The following is a 16363-nucleotide window of genomic DNA, read 5'->3' as shown; positions in this document are numbered from 1 at the left end:
CCGGAGCTTTTTTGTGTTTTTAAACGTTTCGTTTGCGACACCGAGGTTATTTATCTATTCCAAGTTCAGGTATTTATCTATTCCAAGTTCAGGTTATTTATCCTGAGTTTAGGTATTTATCCCAAGTTCAGGGTATTTATCCTAGGTTCAGGTTATCTCGCCATATAGCTGTAGCGAATAGACTCATCTTGCTTGTGTATCCAATACAGCCGTGCCGACAGCAATAGAGCCGCTGCGGATAGACCAACAATAAAACCAACCCAGAAGCCAGCGGCACCCATGGGTTCGCCAAAGAAATCGGTCATTCCGAATGCGTATCCGGTAGGCAGCCCAAGCAGCCAATACGAGACAAAGGTGCAATAGAATATGGCTTTCATGTCTTTATAGCCGCGTAGTGCACCCGCCGCGATAACCTGAATGGTATCAGTGAGTTGATAGGCCGCAGAGAACAGAAGCAAATGCATGGCAAAGGTAATCACAGGAGCACTGTCGGTGTAAAGCTGTGTAATGGCTTCGCGAAAGATAACGGTTAGAATGCCAGTGAATACGGCAAGTGAGCAGCCAACGATAAATCCAACAATGGCCGATACCTTCGCCCCTTCCGCATTGCTTTCTCCAAGTTGATGCCCAACTCGAATACTGATTGCGGCGCCTAAGCTGAGAGGGAACATAAAAATAAGCGACGAATAATTAAGCGCTATTTGGTGCGCCGCCACCACGATGGAACCAAGAGGCGCGATAATGATGGCGACAACGGAAAAAAGCGTCACTTCGAAAAAAATAGAAGCCGCAATCGGGAACCCCAATTTAAACAGCCTGCGCTGAGCACTCAATTTAGGTCGATACAGTTTAGCAAAAGTGCCAATAGGTTTAAGCTTTCGCGCCGTCACTACATAAAACACCATGGCAGACAGCATTAACCATTGAACAATGCTGGTGGCAACGCCACAGCCAACACCACCGAGTGCTGGCGCGCCCAATTCTCCATAAACAAACATCCAGTTCAGCGGGATATTAGCGACGAGACCAATAAAACTGATGACCATCGCAGGTTTGGTCAGTGACATACCATCGGTGTAACTTCTGAAAGCTTGGAATAGCATCACCGCAGGAACGGCGGGCATCACCATCGTCATATAGCCAGTCGAAATTTCTTCCAATTTCGGCTCAACGTTCATCAGCCCCAATATCCATTGCACTTGCAGGAAAACCGCAATAATAGGCACGCTAACAAATAACCCCATCGCAATGGCTTGTTGTACTTCATTGGCAATTTCGTCTTTACGATTCGCGCCATTTAACTGAGCAACAATCGGCACCAACGCCATTAATATACCGATTCCAAATAAAATCGTCGGCAGCCAAATGCTGGTGGCTATTGCCACTCCGGCGAGATCGGTCGCACTCACGCCGCCCGCCATGACGGTATCTACAAATCCAATGCCAGTTTGCGCAATGGATGCGAAAAGAATGGGCGTAGCCAATTTAACTAGGCGTGATATTTCATCTTTATAGGTTTGCACGTGTGCTCCATTGTTTGAGTATGAGACTACTCAATATCGATGAAAAACATAATAAAGAATTGCTCAAGAAGAGCATAGGAATAATCCAAGAAATTTCGTAGCAAAGTTGGGATTAGAGTGAATGACTAATAATAAAGATATTAATAAGTTAGCCGCGATTATGAGGGGGAATCCGAGCGTCTTCTTGCCATGCGTAAAGAGTGACGGCATATGCATAATGTTACAATGGTTCAATATATAAGAAATGGAATCATTAATTGCATACGAATAGTTAAGAGTGTTTCGCAATATAGTATTTCGACGGTTTGCATACCTCATCTTTAATTGGTTAATGCGTGCGAATTGTTAAATGAAAGAGGCAACTATATATGGAAAATGTAAAACTTAAACTGCTCGTTGGCTTGTTGGTTTCATCCTTTGCTTTTCCTTCTGTGGCGATAGATTGGTCATACAAAGGAGAGCATGGTGTTGATGAATGGGCAAAACTTTTTACCATGTGTGGGGAAGGTAAAAATCAGTCACCAGTGAATATCTCTGATGCGCTAAAAGCGAAAAAACAACCCATAACGCTGACTTACCATGGTTCTGCAACCGAAGTTGTGAATAATGGGCACGCGATTCAAGTCAATGTGAGCGGGCATAATACACTTACATTAGAAGGCGGCGAATACGAACTGAAGCAATTCCACTTCCATACACCATCTGAAAACACCATTTTAGGAAGGCAGTTCCCGCTGGAAGTTCACTTTGTGCATGAGAATACCAAGGGGCAACTGGCCGTCGTTGGTATTATGTATGAATTGGAATCTAAGCCGAACCAGTCTCTGAAAGCGTTATTGAGTGACACGCTTGAATCGAAAGAGAGAAAGCCGTTAGAGACAGGTTTCGATTTGGCGCAGTTGCTGCCAGATGAGCAGGACTACTATCGTTTTAATGGCTCACTGACTACGCCGCCATGCAGTGAAGGTGTACGTTGGGTCTTGATGAAAGAGCCTTTGGGTGTGAGCAAAGAGCAAATAGAGACATTTGCTCAGTCGACGGGCATGAATGCACGTCCAATTCAGGCAATTAATGGGCGTATTGTTGTAAAGTAGCCGATACAGAGTAGTGAAAAAGCGCCCAAGTCGTTTGCTTTAAAATAGGCGCTTTCGATTCCATCAAGTGTCGAGTGTCGAGTGTCGAGTGTCGAGTGATGAGTTCCAGGCTTTATACCCAAGTCGTCTAAAGCTTCCCATCGCTTCGGCACATTAAGATCTTTTCTCTGACTAACTTTGCCATGGCTGCTTTTGGCGCTTCGTTGTAAATTCTCGGATCATTGACGTTTGGATCTTCATTGAACGCATTCTTTAAAGAGTTTGCAAAAGCGATTTTTAATTCGGTCGCTACGTTGACTTTAGCAACGCCATGAGAAATGCAACGCTGCACATCCGCAACACTGACACCAGAAGCACCGTGCAAGACTAATGGGATGTCGATGAGTTTGGCGATGCGCTCAAGGCGAGCAAAATCCAATTTTGGTTCGTCTTTGTAGAGTCCATGTGCGGTGCCTATTGCTATGGCAAGCGAGTCGATATTGGTTTGTTCGACGAGTTTTACCGCGTCATCTGGATTGGTATAAGGGTCCGCGACCGATTCGATAATTAAATCATCCTCTTGACCAACAAGCTGACCAATCTCCGCTTCTACACAGCAGCCATAAGCATGACAAAGTTCGACGGTAGCCTTTGTTAGCTTAATGTTTTCCTCTAAGGGCAGGGCACTGCCATCGACCATGGCTGAGCGAACGCCAAGCCTCACTTTTTGTTCAATATCCGCGAGATCATGGTGGTGATCAAGGTGAACGACGACTTGAATATTTCGCTCATACGCAGCGGCATTGACCATATGAATCAGTTCTCTAGCACCACCGTATTGGTAAGTGCCTGGCGTGCCAGCCAAGATAACGGGAGATTCCATTGCTTTGGCGGTATCTAATATGACTTGCACTGTTTCGAGGTTGTGAAAATTAAACGCAGGAACGGCATAGCCTTCATGTCGTGCTTTGTGTAACCAGTAGTTGCTATTTATGATGTTATTCATAAATTTTCCTTTTTAATGAGTGCCTTGCGTTAGTCGTTACCCAAGGTGATTAACAGCGAGAGCAAGCGGTAAATAAAGTGAAAGCGACGACGTGTGCCTACGTATTGGATCGGCACGCTTGGCTATAGGTATGTGTGACTTCCATGATCTTATCCAGCACAATTTCTTTCGGGTGACTTGCAATGTGTCCACCCGCTATTTTCTTGGATTGATTCGGCAAATACTGGCTTAGCAAAGTCATTGGTGGAGGGGACTGAATTAAATTTTCAAACAATATGTCTACAGCCAACTTGACCTTTTTATTTGGCCAGTAGTATCGAATACGATCACTCAGGCTGTAGTGTCGGTCGATATATTGTTGTATGCCCGAGCTTGTGTAGTGGTGTTGCCAGTAAGTGGGCTCGTCCATCATGACCGCTTCGATCACCTGCTTCAGGTTGGACGCCTTGCTTTTGCTTATCCATTCTTGTTCCACGTCTGCCAAGGCAAAAAGTGCCTCGCGCAAAGCAAACGTTAATGCCGGCCCCACTTTTAGAATGGCGAAGTGATCGTCGACGAGTTGTCTGTAAGCGCTTGGGCGCTGATAGTCGGTGGAATGCGCTTCAAACAACAGATGTTGGTGTCCTTCTATCATACGGCTTAAAGGTTTTGCCTTTTCGGTATCGTAGTGTGCAACACTATGGTGATCAAACTCGACGCCGGGCTGTACAACTAACCCAATAACCCTATGCCAAACCTCTTCTAACCCCATATTTCTAAAGGTTAGTTTATGCACCATAATCGTTTTTTCTGCCGCTTTGTCGTGTGTGACTTCCATCGTGAGATCCAATGGCTCCAATGCGCCACCGGGTGTAGGCACTTCGGTTCCAATAACATAGACAGGAGCCGGACCGCCTACCGTTTTCCATGTATCTTCAGCCACTAAGCAAAGGACGGCTGCTCGACGTGCGATAGTTTCGTCACTAAGCGGTAATGGGTCGTCAGCACAAGACATGGAACAGTCGAGGTGAATTTTTCGAAATCCAGCTTCAATGTAACTCCGAATCAAGCTTTTAGACTGACTCATCGCTGCCGCCGCTGATTCAGACCGCCAGCAATTAGGGCCAAGATGATCACCGCCCAAAAGCACCCTGTCTAAGGGAAAGGAAATGGACTCGGCGATGGAAAAAACCAATTGCTTGAATTGCATTGGGGTCATTCCCGTATACCCACCAAATTGGTTGACTTGATTAGAAGTGGACTCGATGAGAACAGCCTGACCATCTTGTAAACTCTGCTTCAAGGCCGCCTCTAACACCAAGGGGTGTGCAGAGCAAACAGAATAGATACCGACTCTTTTTCCCGACTTATGCTGTGCGACCAAATCTAGCAATTCATTCACATTTAAACCTTTCGAAATCTTTTCTTTTGTCGTCGTTGAAATTTAAAAGAAAGATATCATAAAAAACAAAAGGTAGATCACGTAGATTGAAATATCGTCAAAATAGGTTGCCCAACGTGACTTATGTCTCATTTATGCGTTTATTTAAGGGTTCCAACGCGGATAACAGTACCGAACTGATAGATGTATTGATAAAAATTGATCGACATCTAACTTGCGTTAACTTTCTTTTGCTTTTTATATCTTGTTGTATCATTTTTGTATGTGCTGAATTTGGTGGTCAAAAAATGCACAGATCACGAGTTGACCCAAAATGGATACATGAGGATTCAGTTACGTATATGGCAGGTCGCCAAAAGATAAAGGGACGACGCACGTCCTAATTAAACGTGGAATACAAGGAAAGTAAGATGAAAAATATCAAGCACTTATTTACTTCGCTATCAGTGTTGACGGCGTTCTCTATGAATGTTTACGCCGCCAATGAATACACCCTTTGTGTCTCTTTGCTTACTCAATCACACCCATTTTATATTGCCCTAGGTGACGGTTTAAAAGCGGGAGCGAAAGAAAACAAAGCCAATCTAAACGTGTCCATCGCTAACCAAGATCTGGCAAAGCAAATCAGCGATATTGAAGATTGTATTATTAAAAATGTAGACGCAATTATCATTTCCCCCGTCGATTCCAAGGGCATAAGAGGACCGTTGAAAAAGGCAGAGCGCGCTAATATCCCTGTTCTCACCGTTGATATTGGGGCAGAGAACAGCAAAGTCGTTTCCCACATCGCAACCGACAACTACGGCGGTGGGGTCGAAGCCGGAAAGCTGGCTAAAAAGTACCTGAAAGGCACAGGAACCGTGGTGATGCTGTCTTACCCTGGCATTTCTTCAGTGGAAGACCGATTGCGCGGTTTCCGCGACGCGGTAGCCGATACGGAGATTAAGATTGTTGCCGTGCAGCCAGGGAAAACGCGTGAAGAATCCATGACCTCAACGATTAATATGCTCCAAGCCAACCCAGAGACAGACCTCATTTTTGCCTTTGGCGATGACATGATGATAGGTGCTGGTTTGGCTGTGACCAAACAATCTTCAAAAGCGGTTGTGATTGGCTTTGATGGTATGCCCGAAGGCATAAAGGCAGTGGATGACAATGCACATCTGATCGGGGTTGTGAAACAGGATGCTGACACCATGGGGAGAACCGCCGTAAAAGCCGCCGTAGACCACTTAAACGGTAAGCAAGTCGACGCTGAATATCCGATTGTGCCGGTTCTCTACACCGGAATGTAATTAATGGTGAGAATGCAAATGTAATTATGAGAATGAAATAGAGCCGAACCGCTCTATTTCATTCAGGACATCGTTATGGGAAAAATCCTGTTAGAAACAAAAGATCTAAGCAAACATTTTGGTGCGATAAAAGCGGTGGATGGGCTGACGATTCAGCTCTTTGCAGGGCGAGTCCATACGATTTTGGGTGAAAATGGGTGCGGAAAGTCTACAACGCTTAAGATGTTGGCAGGCGTCCACTCTCCAACGAAAGGGCAAATCTTACGTAATGGTCGTGACGTCGTTTTTAAGTCGCCCATGGAGTCAAGAGAAAGCGGAATCGCGATTATTTTTCAGGAGCTTTCTCTATGCAATAACTTGACTGTGGCAGAAAATATTTATGCCAACAATGAACCTCAAAAGCGAGGCATCATTGATGATTCAAAAATGATAGAAGACACCAAAGAACTTCTAGATAAGTACAAAATCCCCATTTCTCCAACGATCAAAGTCAGTGCGTTGTCTATGGCACAAAGGCAATTAGTCGAAATAGCCAAAGGGCTCAGCTATGTTTCCGACGTGGTTATTTTCGACGAGCCCTCTTCTTCGCTCTCAGATTCGGAAGTGGACATTCTCTTTCGCATTATTGCTGAACTGAAATCCGATGGAAAAGCCATCGTTTATGTCAGTCATAAAATGGCTGAAATCATGAGGATTTCTGATGACATTACGGTGATGCGTGATGGGAAATATATCCGTACAGTGGAGAAAGAGAAAACGGATATTGACTCATTGATCACCATGATGGTCGGTCGAGAAATGGACGATATATACCCCGCCAAAATCGATGAATTGCAAACGTTAGGGGCACCTGTACTTAAGGTCAGAACGCTAACGAATCCTGCTTATTTCCAAGCAATCAGTTTTGATCTTCATGCCGGTGAGGTTGTCGGCTTTTTTGGGCTTGTCGGCTCCGGCCGGTCAGACGTCATGAATGCACTTTTTGGTATGTTGCCTTATCAAGGAAGTATCGAAGTGAAAGGCAAGTCGATAAACATATCAAGCCCAAGTGTTGCGATAAGCCATGGAATGGCATTCGTAACGGAAAACAGAAAAGAAGAAGGCTTAGTGCTGGAGCACAGTGTGCATGTGAATTGCAACTTAACCTCTTTTGAAGAGGTGGCAACGGCAGGGATCCTAAGCCCTCAAGAAGAGCGCCGTATTACAACCGGCAGCATCAAAAAAATGAACATAAAAGTGCACGATGAACACCAAGCTGTCGGCTCACTGAGTGGGGGAAACCAACAAAAGGTTGTATTGGCTAAATGGCTAGAAAAAAAACCAGACATTCTCATTTTAGATGAGCCGACAAGAGGGGTAGATGTTGGAGCGAAATTTGAAATCTACAGCATCATTCGAGATTTGACGGCCACAGGGACCGCCGTGATTTTGGTTTCTTCGGAATTACCCGAAGCGTTGAATATGAGCGATCGTTTGTTTGTTATGCGCAATAAACGCATCGTTAAAGAACTGAAAACCGCTGGATTATCTCAAGACAAAGTGATGGTGTACGCGACAGGAGTGGATACAAATGATTAGGATGTTCGTAAAAGAGTATGGTGGAATTTTAGGTGGGCTCATTCTACTTATCGTTGTGTCTTCACTTCTCTCTGAATACTTTTTGTCGATGAATAATTTCACCAACATATTGCTACAAACGTCGATTGTTGCCATCGTTGCATTTGGGATGACCTACGCCATTTTACTGGCCGGAATAGACCTGTCTGTTGGTTCTATTGTGGCCTTGACGGGCTTGGTATTGGTTGTGGGGCTGACGTATGGATTGCCATTTTCACTCTTGTTGCCCGTCGCACTGGGTGTGTCCATATTATGTGGGTTCGCCAATGGTTTTATCACTACATGGTTGGGTGTGCACCCTTTTATCGTCACAATGAGCTTTATGGGCATTTGGCGTGGTGCGGCAATGCTCACAAGCGACGGTAAAGCCATTTCTCTCTATGATAATGCTCCTTTCGAATATGTATTTAATGGCTACTTATTTGGTATTCCGTTTCCCATCATCCTATTAATCACGATGATCGCACTGAATCACTTTCTGTTATCTAAAACCACATTCGGTAGAAAGATATACATTGTGGGCGGGAACCCTGAAGCCGCAGCTTATTCTGGAATAAATGTCACCAAGACAACGATTTACTCTTACATGATCACTGGGCTAATGGCGGGTATAGGCGGAGTCATGTTGGCTTCTCGTATGTTTTCGGCTCAACCAACGTCAGCCAATGGCATGGAATTGGATGCCATTGCCGCCTGTGTTCTTGGCGGAACATCGTTAACGGGGGGCAGAGGCACCATCATCGGTACGCTTATTGGAGCGCTCATCATTGCCGTTTTAAGTAATGTGATGAGTTTAATGAACGTCGATTTTTTTGTCTCTCTCATTGTAAAGGGAATCGTGATTCTTATCGCGGTAGGAATCGACGTGTATAAAAACAAGAAAGGTCAAGGATGAAAATTGTCACCATTGGAGAAATTGTTGTAGAAATCATGGCGATGGAACTCAATCAGTCACTCTCTCAAACGGGCTTTTTTTCAGGGCCTTTTCCGAGTGGTGCGCCTGCAATCTTTATCGATCAGGTGGCGAAACTGGGTGTGGAATGTGCCATTGTGTCCGCCGTAGGAAACGATGGGTTTGGGGAGCTCAACATTAACCGGCTTCGCAGTGATGGCGTCGATGTGAGTGGCATTACGGTGTTAGACAAAGAAACCACCGGAAGTGCGTTTGTGACGTATCATTCGGATGGCAACCGTGATTTCATCTTCAACATAAAAAATGCGGCGTGCGGAAAGTTAAGCTTAGAAAATGCAAACCTAGAGGTGTTTAAAGGTTGTACACATCTTCATGTCATGGGGTCTTCGCTCATCAGTGATGACATAGTGCAGCTGACTCTTGAAGCAATCAATCAAGTTAGGAGCTGTGGGGGGACGATCTCCTTTGACCCGAATATTCGTAAAGAACTGCTGGATGAAAAAATGGCTCGTTCACTCCTGACAATCCTTGAAAATACGGATACCTATTTACCAAGTGAAGCCGAAATTACCACGCTGTCCAAGTTTGAGGATCAGAGCGCGGCAATCAACGAGTACTTTGATCGTTTTAACGTGAAGGAAGTGGTTTTAAAGCGTGGCTCGAAAGGCGCGATGGTTTTTACTCCGACGAAGGAATACATCCAGCCCCCTTTTGCTGTGGATGAGGTGGATCCGACAGGAGCAGGGGACTGCTTTGGCGGTGCGTACATTGCCTGTCGAATAAGGGGGCAAAGTATAGCGGACGCGCTGTGTATCGCAGCAAAATGTGGTTCGCGTTCCGTCACGGTAGCGGGTCCGATGGAAGGCACATCGCGGCTGGAAGAGTTAAACGAATTCTAGAGTGCTAGGGTTACAGGAGAGGCTGAGCGTTATCGTTTGGGGAAGAGTGAATCTGCGTTACTTCTCGGCTTCACAAGGGCTAATTGTTATCAAAATTATCCTCATGTACAATCCTCGCTTTGATTGATAGCGCAAAACTTTACAGCGAAGAGGGTAGCTTCTCAAAATGAGTCAAACGAGTAAAAGACGGGAAAGTATACTAAGTAGGCTGAATTTAAACGGCAGTGTTTCAGTCAATGAGCTATCCGAATTACATGATGTTAGCTTAGTAACAATCAGGAATGACCTAGACTACCTAGACGAAAAAGGTTTGCTCATACGTTCACATGGCGGAGCCATTCGTAACCAATCTTCGTTAGCCGAATCCTCAAACAAAATAAAACTCACACACCACACGCCAGAAAAACTCGCGATAGCAAAAGAAGCGGTCAAACACATTCACCCTAAAGATGCGATCATTCTCGGAGCGGGCACAACGACAGAATACATAGCAAAACTCATTGCAGACAAATCTGATTTAGTCGTGATGACTAATGGGTTGAATATTGTGTCAACTTTGGCTAATTCGTCTGGTTTGGATGTCATGATCACGGGGGGAACGTTACGTTGTGATAGCCAGTCCTTTTACGGGCCGCAGGCGGAGTCAAGCCTAAAAGATTACCACTTTGATAAAATTTTTGTGGGTGTCGACGGTATTCACTTGGACTACGGCATTACGACGCACAGTGAGCATGAGGCGCGTTTGTACCGAGTGATGTGCGAGTCCATAAAGACCACAATAGTGGTGACAGATTCCAGCAAGTTTGGGAAAGTGAGTGTGTACAAAGTCATTCCGTGTAACGCTGTAGATATTTTAATTACCGATAGCGGAATTTCGGAAGAGCACAAGCAAGCGCTCACGGAACAAAACATAACAGTCATTATTGTTTAGAAAATCAGAATAATTAAACCCAATACAATTAAACCCAATACAATCTCTTTTGTTGGGGATCCGTTGCGCTCTAGTGATCGTTGGCTAGAGCCTATTTGTCCCTTTTAATTCTTCCATTATTGATTCTAGTGATTCCTCACATTATTAATAACCCTATTATTTTGTGGCTCATTTTTGATACTTACTTGCAAGTAGGTACTGGTATGGGTCGAATTCGTTCAATAAAAATTGGACACTGGGCGCCTAACCAGAACAAAGCCTGTGCAAACGATACCCTTATATCGGTGCAAACCCTTATGTTGGTGTCATCCTCTATGTTGGTGCAGACACTTTGTCATTGTGAAATCTTTTATTAGTTTGAAGCTAGGTTGGGTCGTTCTGTTACAGATATGGATGTCTGTATACGGAGTCAGTAGTTCCGATTGAGCGAGGTTTGGTACCCTATGAAGTACCTGTCAAATTACCATCGAAATAATTTCATCATTCTCAGTATGATCATCGCTTTGATTGATGTGCTTTTTGTATTCATTAGTATTAATTCATCAAAACAATCCCTTTCTGTTTCAATCAAACAGCAGGCTCAGCAAATTACTCAGAGCTATCAAACCGTGTTGGAACAATCAAAAACCGACATGAGTTTGTTGGCAACCGTCATTGCTAATGATCCCAATGTAAAAAGCTTAATCAGGGAAAGTTTCAATAGTCCGCAGCAGGAAAGCGACATCAACGCAGTACTTAATGATTTGCTTCGGCAAAAACTCACCAACCAACTCAAACCTGCTTGGCAACTGATTCAAGAGCGGTACGACATTAAAACGTTGCAGGTATTTCTAGCGCCAGACGCAAAAGCTTTTTTGAGATTGGACCAACCCAATCTCTATGGCGATTCCGTCGATGGTGTTCGGGATACGGTAACCAATGTGATGGCCAATGGGGAGGTGCAAGCGGGATACGAAGTAGGGCGAACGATTGCAGCGCTTAGAGCGGTGGCTCCGATTTTTGACGATTATAATGGCAAGGGTAGTGCGAACGTTATTGCTGCCGTTGACGTCGGAATCCCTCTGAGTAACATGCTCAAACGGATAGAAAGTCATATAGAGATCGGCGCAGGCGTAACGTTACGCATTTCTTCCATTGCAAAATCCATGTGGTTAGATTTTCAGGAAGACTACCACAGAATGCAGTACATTGAAGGCTGCCTGTGCATTATCAAGCACCAATCTGCTCCTATATTTTCAGGGTTGATTCGACAATTGGCGGACGCGTCGTTGATCAAGCAAGGGATCAGGCAAGACATCATTGAATTTGATGGAAAGCCGCTTAATGTGATTCAGCTTCCTATTATTAGCTATGCCGATGCGTTAAAGGGGAGCAATGAGGAAGCCGGTAAAGTGTTTTTTTGGAAAGACGCATCGCCACTTTACGCACAGTATTCTAAAGCGGTGAAACAAGCCATAATGTGGGGGGCGCTTGGCTACATTCTGGCCGAGATCATCATTTTATGGGTATTCATGGCGAGCATAAAAAGCCTCGAAGCCGTGATTCGCGGACACACCGAAGATTTGGAAGAAAGCCAAAGTAATCTCGTTCAGGCGCAACGCATCGCAAATACGGGGAGTTGGTCGTTAAATTTGGAAACCGATTCTCTTTATTGGTCCGAGCAAATCTACCGTATTTTCGAGCTAGAAGAAGGCGAAAACGAGCCATCCTATCAGCTTTTTCTAGATGTCATTCACCCTGAAGACAGAATAAAAGTGGATAGCGCCTTTCGTGAATCTTTAGAAAATAAAACGCCTTTCTATATAGGTCATAGGCTATTAATGCAAGATGGCCGAATAAAATATGTCATCCAAGAAGGGAAAACGCTGTTCTCATCGAATCATCGCCCAGACATCACCGTGGGTGCCGTGAGGGATATCACCGATACTTATCTTGCGCAGGAAAAAGAAAAGCTGGCAGCAAGTGTATTTAAGCACGCACATGAAGGCATTTTCATCAGCGATGCGAAGTTGGATATCATTGACGTCAATGACGCTTGCCGCCTGTTTTCTGGCGTTACGGCTTACGAGTCAAAAAAGATAAACCTATTGGAATACCAAAATAGGTTTATGCAGCCTAATCAGTTTGTTGAAATGACCCAAGCGTTAGGCAAGGAAGGGCATTGGAATGATGAAATTTGGATTAAGCGATCCAGTGGGGAAGAAGTCGCACTGGATTTGAACATCACTTCGATACGAAATGAATACGGACAAATTACTCATTATGTCGGTATTTTCTCGGATATCACTATCAAAAAGCGGCAGGAAGAGCGTTTAAATTACATTGCACATTTTGATTCGTTAACTGGGTTGCCAAACCGTATTTTACTGATTGATCGACTCAACCAAGCCATGCTTCAAACAGAGCGTTCAAAGCGACACATTGCCATCTTATTTTTGGATTTGGATGGATTCAAAAAGATTAATGACGGTTATGGACATCAAGTGGGTGACATGATGCTAAAGCATGTTTCTGAGCAGTTTCAACACAGTATTCGAGCTGGTGATACCGTCACGCGGTTTGGGGGCGACGAGTTTGTTTTTGTGATTCAAAATGTCTGTAAACCCTGCGCCTATGACATTCCAATTAGCCGAATTTTGGAAGCCGTATCAGTACCTATGGTTTATGAGGGACACACATTACATGTTTCCGCCAGTATCGGGATTACCTTCTACCCTCAACCAGACGGCAGGCCAGAGGCTGAGACACTCATTAAGCAAGCGGATACTGCAATGTATCAAGCCAAGGCGGCAGGTAAAAATGGGTTTAGAATTTTCGATGACGGATGCGTGCAGGAAACCTAATACTCGTTGTACCTTAATGTCTGAAAGATCGGATATTCGTCGTTGTGGACATTCTTAATTCCCTTCATACTTCTATGCGTTAACGAGAAATCGAGCGCATGAGGTATGAACGAAAATAATAGGTATGAACGAGAACAATAGGTATGAACGAGAACAATAGGTATGAACAAGAACAATAGGAGTTGTGCCTACCCTCGTTGCCAACGCCTTGATCTGATTGGGCCGGCAGAGTTATTCTCCTTTGCCAACCAATTCAATAAACCACCTACAGAATTTGAAATTGCACATTCGGGTTGAAGGTATTGCTCATCTTATAGGATTAAGCCGCCGCCCACTCAACCGTATCTTCCAGTCGGATTCAAAATTCAGCCCGTCAGTATGTGATTAAAGATTGCTTAAATTTCGCCTGTGCTCGCCTAAGAAATAGTGATTTAACACTAGCGCAAATCGCTATACTCTCAGGGTTTGCCCGTGGCGATAATTTGCGAAATGTTTTTCAACATCAATACGGCATAAGCCCAATGGCATACCGCCAGCGATTTAAAAGGAAGACAAATGAATAAGAATGTTTGGCTTTTGTCCTTGTGTCAGGCATTGCTCATGACGGGCAACATAGTGCTGATTTCGGTTGTTGGTCTTATTGGGAAAGAGATTTCTCCGAGTCCAAGTTTGATTACGTTACCTGTCGGTCTGCAGTTTTTAGGGCTCATGGCAGCGACGATACCAGCATCTTTGATCATGGGGAAATTGGGGCGAAAAAAAGGGTTCAGTTTAGGGAACCTGTTTGGCATTGCAGGCGCGTTATTGGCAACGTTCGCGTTAAGCCAAGCTCACTTTGGGCTATTTTGTGTTGCGACGGCTTTGCTCGGCGTTGGCATCGGATTCGGGACACTGTATCGATTTGCGGCTATTGAAGTTAGCCATGAAACTGCCCGCCACAGAGCGATATCGATATCGATGGCGGGGGGTGTTTTGGCTGCCGTGCTGGGTCCGAATTTGGCGGTCATGTCTCATACCCTATACCCTGAAGGGTTATACATTGGTGCGTTTGTCGCGGTTTTATTACTCAATATGATGGCACTGATTGTGTTACAGACGATCGCGTTTCCTGCTGTTCAAGACAATAAGAGTAATGAAGTCAGCGATTCTGTTCGAACCATCATTAAGAAACCTAACGTCATGACTGCGGTATTTGCTGCAATGGTGTCTTACGCTGTAATGAACTTATTAATGACGGCCACTCCACTTGCGATGCTTGGCTGTGGCTTTGACTTTATACGCGCGCGGCTGGGGTCATCGAATGGCATGTTTTAGGCATGTTCGTCCCTGCATTTTTTACAGGGCGTCTGATCGAAAAGTTTGGGGCTCGCGCCATGATTGTGACCGGTGGATTTATCTTTATTGGTTGCATAGCTATTAATATTCACGGTCAATCCATTTGGCACTTTACCATGGCGTTAATTTTGCTTGGTGTTGGGTGGAATTTCATGTTCATTTCGGCGACGGGTCTATTTAGCCAGTCCTATGCGACCAAAAATAGAGCCAAAGCTCAGGCATTCAATGAATTCTTTGTATTTGGTTGCGTTGCGATAACGGCAATGTTGTCGGGATGGTTAGAAGCGACGGTTGGTTGGCAGAAACTCAATCTTTATGTGGCACCGCTCGTTATCGCCGTTTTGGTGGTCTTTATATTCAACGCAAGAAAAGCGAATAAATCCGGCAAAGCTGTCATCGGGTAGGGTAGAGTGTAAAGCTGTCATTGGATAGAGCGCAAACCTTTAAGTATTTGGTCTGGCTGGGTATACTGCTCAGCCTACTTAAAGCGAACAAAATGATTAAAGGAATGCTCATCATGGATTTACAGGCACTTCTCACGACGTTATCCGAGTCTCCAGACTCAGTACAATTTTCAGACGTCATTTCAGTGATTGACTCAAATTACGAGTTCACCCCAACAGAGTTTCAAAATGGCGATACGATGAATGAAGCAGGGCAAAACAACGGCTCATGTAAAATTTTTGCGTTCGCGAAGATCCAAGGTTTAGACCCAAAGAGCACGCTTTCGTGCTTTGGCGATTTTTATCGTAAAGATGTGTTAGAGAACCCAGAAGGTGATGATCACCAGAATATTCGTAACTTTATTCAGTTTGGATGGGAAGGTATTCGCTTTCAAGGTCAAGCATTAGCGCAGAAATAAGCTTTTCTTTTTAACGCCTCAAATATAAAAACCGAATAGAAAAGAGTTCTATCCGGATATAAGGTTATGAACCCATGGGTTCGGTTGGTAAGAAAGAAAAATGCCCTACTCGTAAGAGCAGGGCATTCGATTTAATGGCGTTGGTTAGGTTAAGCCAACAACTCGTTTGCTGTCTCGACCACGTTTTCAACCGTGAAACCGAACATCTTGAACAATTCGTCTGCTGGTGCTGATTCACCGAATGTCGTCATACCGATAATGCGGCCATCAAAGCCCACATACTTGTACCAGAAGTCGGCAATACCCGCTTCCACGGCGATACGCGCTGTGATGTCTGAAGGCAGTACCGACTCGCGGTAAGCCGCATCTTGCTTGTCGAACGCATCCGTTGAAGGCATAGAGACCACGCGTACTTTCTTACCAGCTTCCGTCAGTTTGGCGGCGGCTTCTACCGCCAGCTCGACTTCCGAGCCCGTCGCAATCAAGATAAGCTCTGGCTTGCCGTCGCTGTCTTTCAGGATGTAGCCACCTTTTGCGATGTCTGCCACTTGTGCAGCGTCACGAGCTTGCTGCGCGAGGTTTTGACGAGAGAAGATAAGCGATGTAGGGCCATCTCTGCGCTCAATCGCCAGTTTCCACGCTACCGCCGATTCCACTTGGTCACACGGGCGCCATGTGCTCATGT

At 44.8% G+C, this 16363-nt stretch carries 13 protein-coding genes and 1 pseudogene; 10 read left to right on the top strand and 4 right to left on the bottom strand.

What is annotated here, in order from left to right:
• Nucleotides 1-152: 152 nt before the first annotated feature.
• Nucleotides 153-1523, bottom strand: a complete 1371-nt coding sequence (locus HC752_RS11120) for an MATE family efflux transporter (protein WP_190335197.1) — start codon at nt 1521-1523, stop codon at nt 153-155.
• A gap of 368 nt (nt 1524-1891) precedes the next feature.
• Between HC752_RS11120 and HC752_RS11115 the strand changes: the two genes are divergently transcribed.
• Nucleotides 1892-2617, top strand: coding sequence for a carbonic anhydrase (locus HC752_RS11115; RefSeq protein WP_190335196.1), 726 nt, complete (start codon nt 1892-1894; stop codon nt 2615-2617).
• A gap of 127 nt (nt 2618-2744) precedes the next feature.
• Here the strand turns inward: HC752_RS11115 and gatY are convergent, their stop codons facing one another.
• On the bottom strand, nt 2745-3602 hold the full coding sequence (gene gatY, locus HC752_RS11110; protein WP_190335195.1) for a tagatose-bisphosphate aldolase subunit GatY: 858 nt from the start codon (nt 3600-3602) through the stop codon (nt 2745-2747).
• A gap of 97 nt (nt 3603-3699) precedes the next feature.
• Nucleotides 3700-4983 carry a D-tagatose-bisphosphate aldolase, class II, non-catalytic subunit gene (locus HC752_RS11105; RefSeq protein ID WP_190335194.1) on the bottom strand — a complete coding sequence of 428 codons (1284 nt, stop codon included), beginning with the start codon at nt 4981-4983 and terminating at the stop codon, nt 3700-3702.
• A 410-nt stretch (nt 4984-5393) separates the two neighbouring features.
• On the opposite strand from HC752_RS11105, the gene HC752_RS11100 reads away from it, so the two are divergent.
• The 9 genes and pseudogenes from HC752_RS11100 to HC752_RS11060 all read left to right on the top strand — a co-directional run bounded on the left by HC752_RS11100 (nt 5394) and on the right by HC752_RS11060 (nt 15678).
• On the top strand, nt 5394-6278 hold the full coding sequence (locus HC752_RS11100) for a substrate-binding domain-containing protein (RefSeq protein WP_190335193.1): 885 nt from the start codon (nt 5394-5396) through the stop codon (nt 6276-6278).
• A 75-nt stretch (nt 6279-6353) separates the two neighbouring features.
• Complete coding sequence (locus HC752_RS11095; RefSeq protein ID WP_190335192.1) at nt 6354-7856, top strand: sugar ABC transporter ATP-binding protein; 1503 nt, start codon at nt 6354-6356, stop codon at nt 7854-7856.
• Entirely contained in the window at nt 7849-8790 is a 942-nt protein-coding gene (locus tag HC752_RS11090) for an ABC transporter permease (protein WP_190335191.1), read from the top strand. Before HC752_RS11095 ends, HC752_RS11090 begins: the two co-directional genes overlap by 8 nt.
• Nucleotides 8787-9707 carry a sugar kinase gene (locus HC752_RS11085; protein ID WP_190335190.1) on the top strand — a complete coding sequence of 307 codons (921 nt, stop codon included), beginning with the start codon at nt 8787-8789 and terminating at the stop codon, nt 9705-9707. Before HC752_RS11090 ends, HC752_RS11085 begins: the two co-directional genes overlap by 4 nt.
• 166 nt (nt 9708-9873) lie before the next feature.
• On the top strand, nt 9874-10638 hold the full coding sequence (agaR, locus tag HC752_RS11080) for a transcriptional repressor AgaR (protein ID WP_190335189.1): 765 nt from the start codon (nt 9874-9876) through the stop codon (nt 10636-10638).
• A gap of 443 nt (nt 10639-11081) precedes the next feature.
• Complete coding sequence (locus tag HC752_RS11075; protein WP_190335188.1) at nt 11082-13481, top strand: sensor domain-containing diguanylate cyclase; 2400 nt, start codon at nt 11082-11084, stop codon at nt 13479-13481.
• Between the two features lie 356 nt (nt 13482-13837).
• Complete coding sequence (locus tag HC752_RS25435; RefSeq protein WP_446751437.1) at nt 13838-14044, top strand: helix-turn-helix domain-containing protein; 207 nt, start codon at nt 13838-13840, stop codon at nt 14042-14044.
• Nucleotides 14037-15220 (top strand): annotated as a pseudogene (locus HC752_RS11065) (MFS transporter). The gene HC752_RS25435 and the pseudogene HC752_RS11065 overlap by 8 nt, the downstream one beginning before the upstream one ends.
• Before the next feature lie 113 nt (nt 15221-15333).
• Entirely contained in the window at nt 15334-15678 is a 345-nt protein-coding gene (locus HC752_RS11060; protein ID WP_190335186.1) for a HopJ type III effector protein, read from the top strand.
• A gap of 149 nt (nt 15679-15827) precedes the next feature.
• Here HC752_RS11060 and HC752_RS11055 read toward each other — a convergent pair.
• A partial coding sequence (locus HC752_RS11055) for a transketolase-like TK C-terminal-containing protein (RefSeq protein WP_274602124.1) occupies nt 15828-16363 on the bottom strand: 536 nt, incomplete at its 5' end.

Source organism: Vibrio sp. S9_S30 (genome assembly GCF_014694455.1).
Taxonomy (GTDB): Bacteria; Pseudomonadota; Gammaproteobacteria; order Enterobacterales; family Vibrionaceae; genus Vibrio.
This window is presented reverse-complemented; position numbering and strand designations above follow the sequence as displayed.

Excerpts from the sequence above, each read along its gene's own strand:
- HC752_RS11115 (WP_190335196.1), top strand. The coding sequence starts at position 1,892 with ATGGAAAATGTAAAACTTAAACTGCTCGTTGGCTTGTTGGTTTCATCC.
- gatY (WP_190335195.1), bottom strand. The coding sequence starts at position 3,602 with ATGAATAACATCATAAATAGCAACTACTGGTTACACAAAGCACGACAT.
- HC752_RS11100 (WP_190335193.1), top strand. The coding sequence starts at position 5,394 with ATGAAAAATATCAAGCACTTATTTACTTCGCTATCAGTGTTGACGGCG.
- HC752_RS11095 (WP_190335192.1), top strand. The coding sequence starts at position 6,354 with ATGGGAAAAATCCTGTTAGAAACAAAAGATCTAAGCAAACATTTTGGT.
- HC752_RS11090 (WP_190335191.1), top strand. The coding sequence starts at position 7,849 with ATGATTAGGATGTTCGTAAAAGAGTATGGTGGAATTTTAGGTGGGCTC.
- HC752_RS11085 (WP_190335190.1), top strand. The coding sequence starts at position 8,787 with ATGAAAATTGTCACCATTGGAGAAATTGTTGTAGAAATCATGGCGATG.
- agaR (WP_190335189.1), top strand. The coding sequence starts at position 9,874 with ATGAGTCAAACGAGTAAAAGACGGGAAAGTATACTAAGTAGGCTGAAT.
- HC752_RS11075 (WP_190335188.1), top strand. The coding sequence starts at position 11,082 with ATGAAGTACCTGTCAAATTACCATCGAAATAATTTCATCATTCTCAGT.
- HC752_RS11060 (WP_190335186.1), top strand. The coding sequence starts at position 15,334 with ATGGATTTACAGGCACTTCTCACGACGTTATCCGAGTCTCCAGACTCA.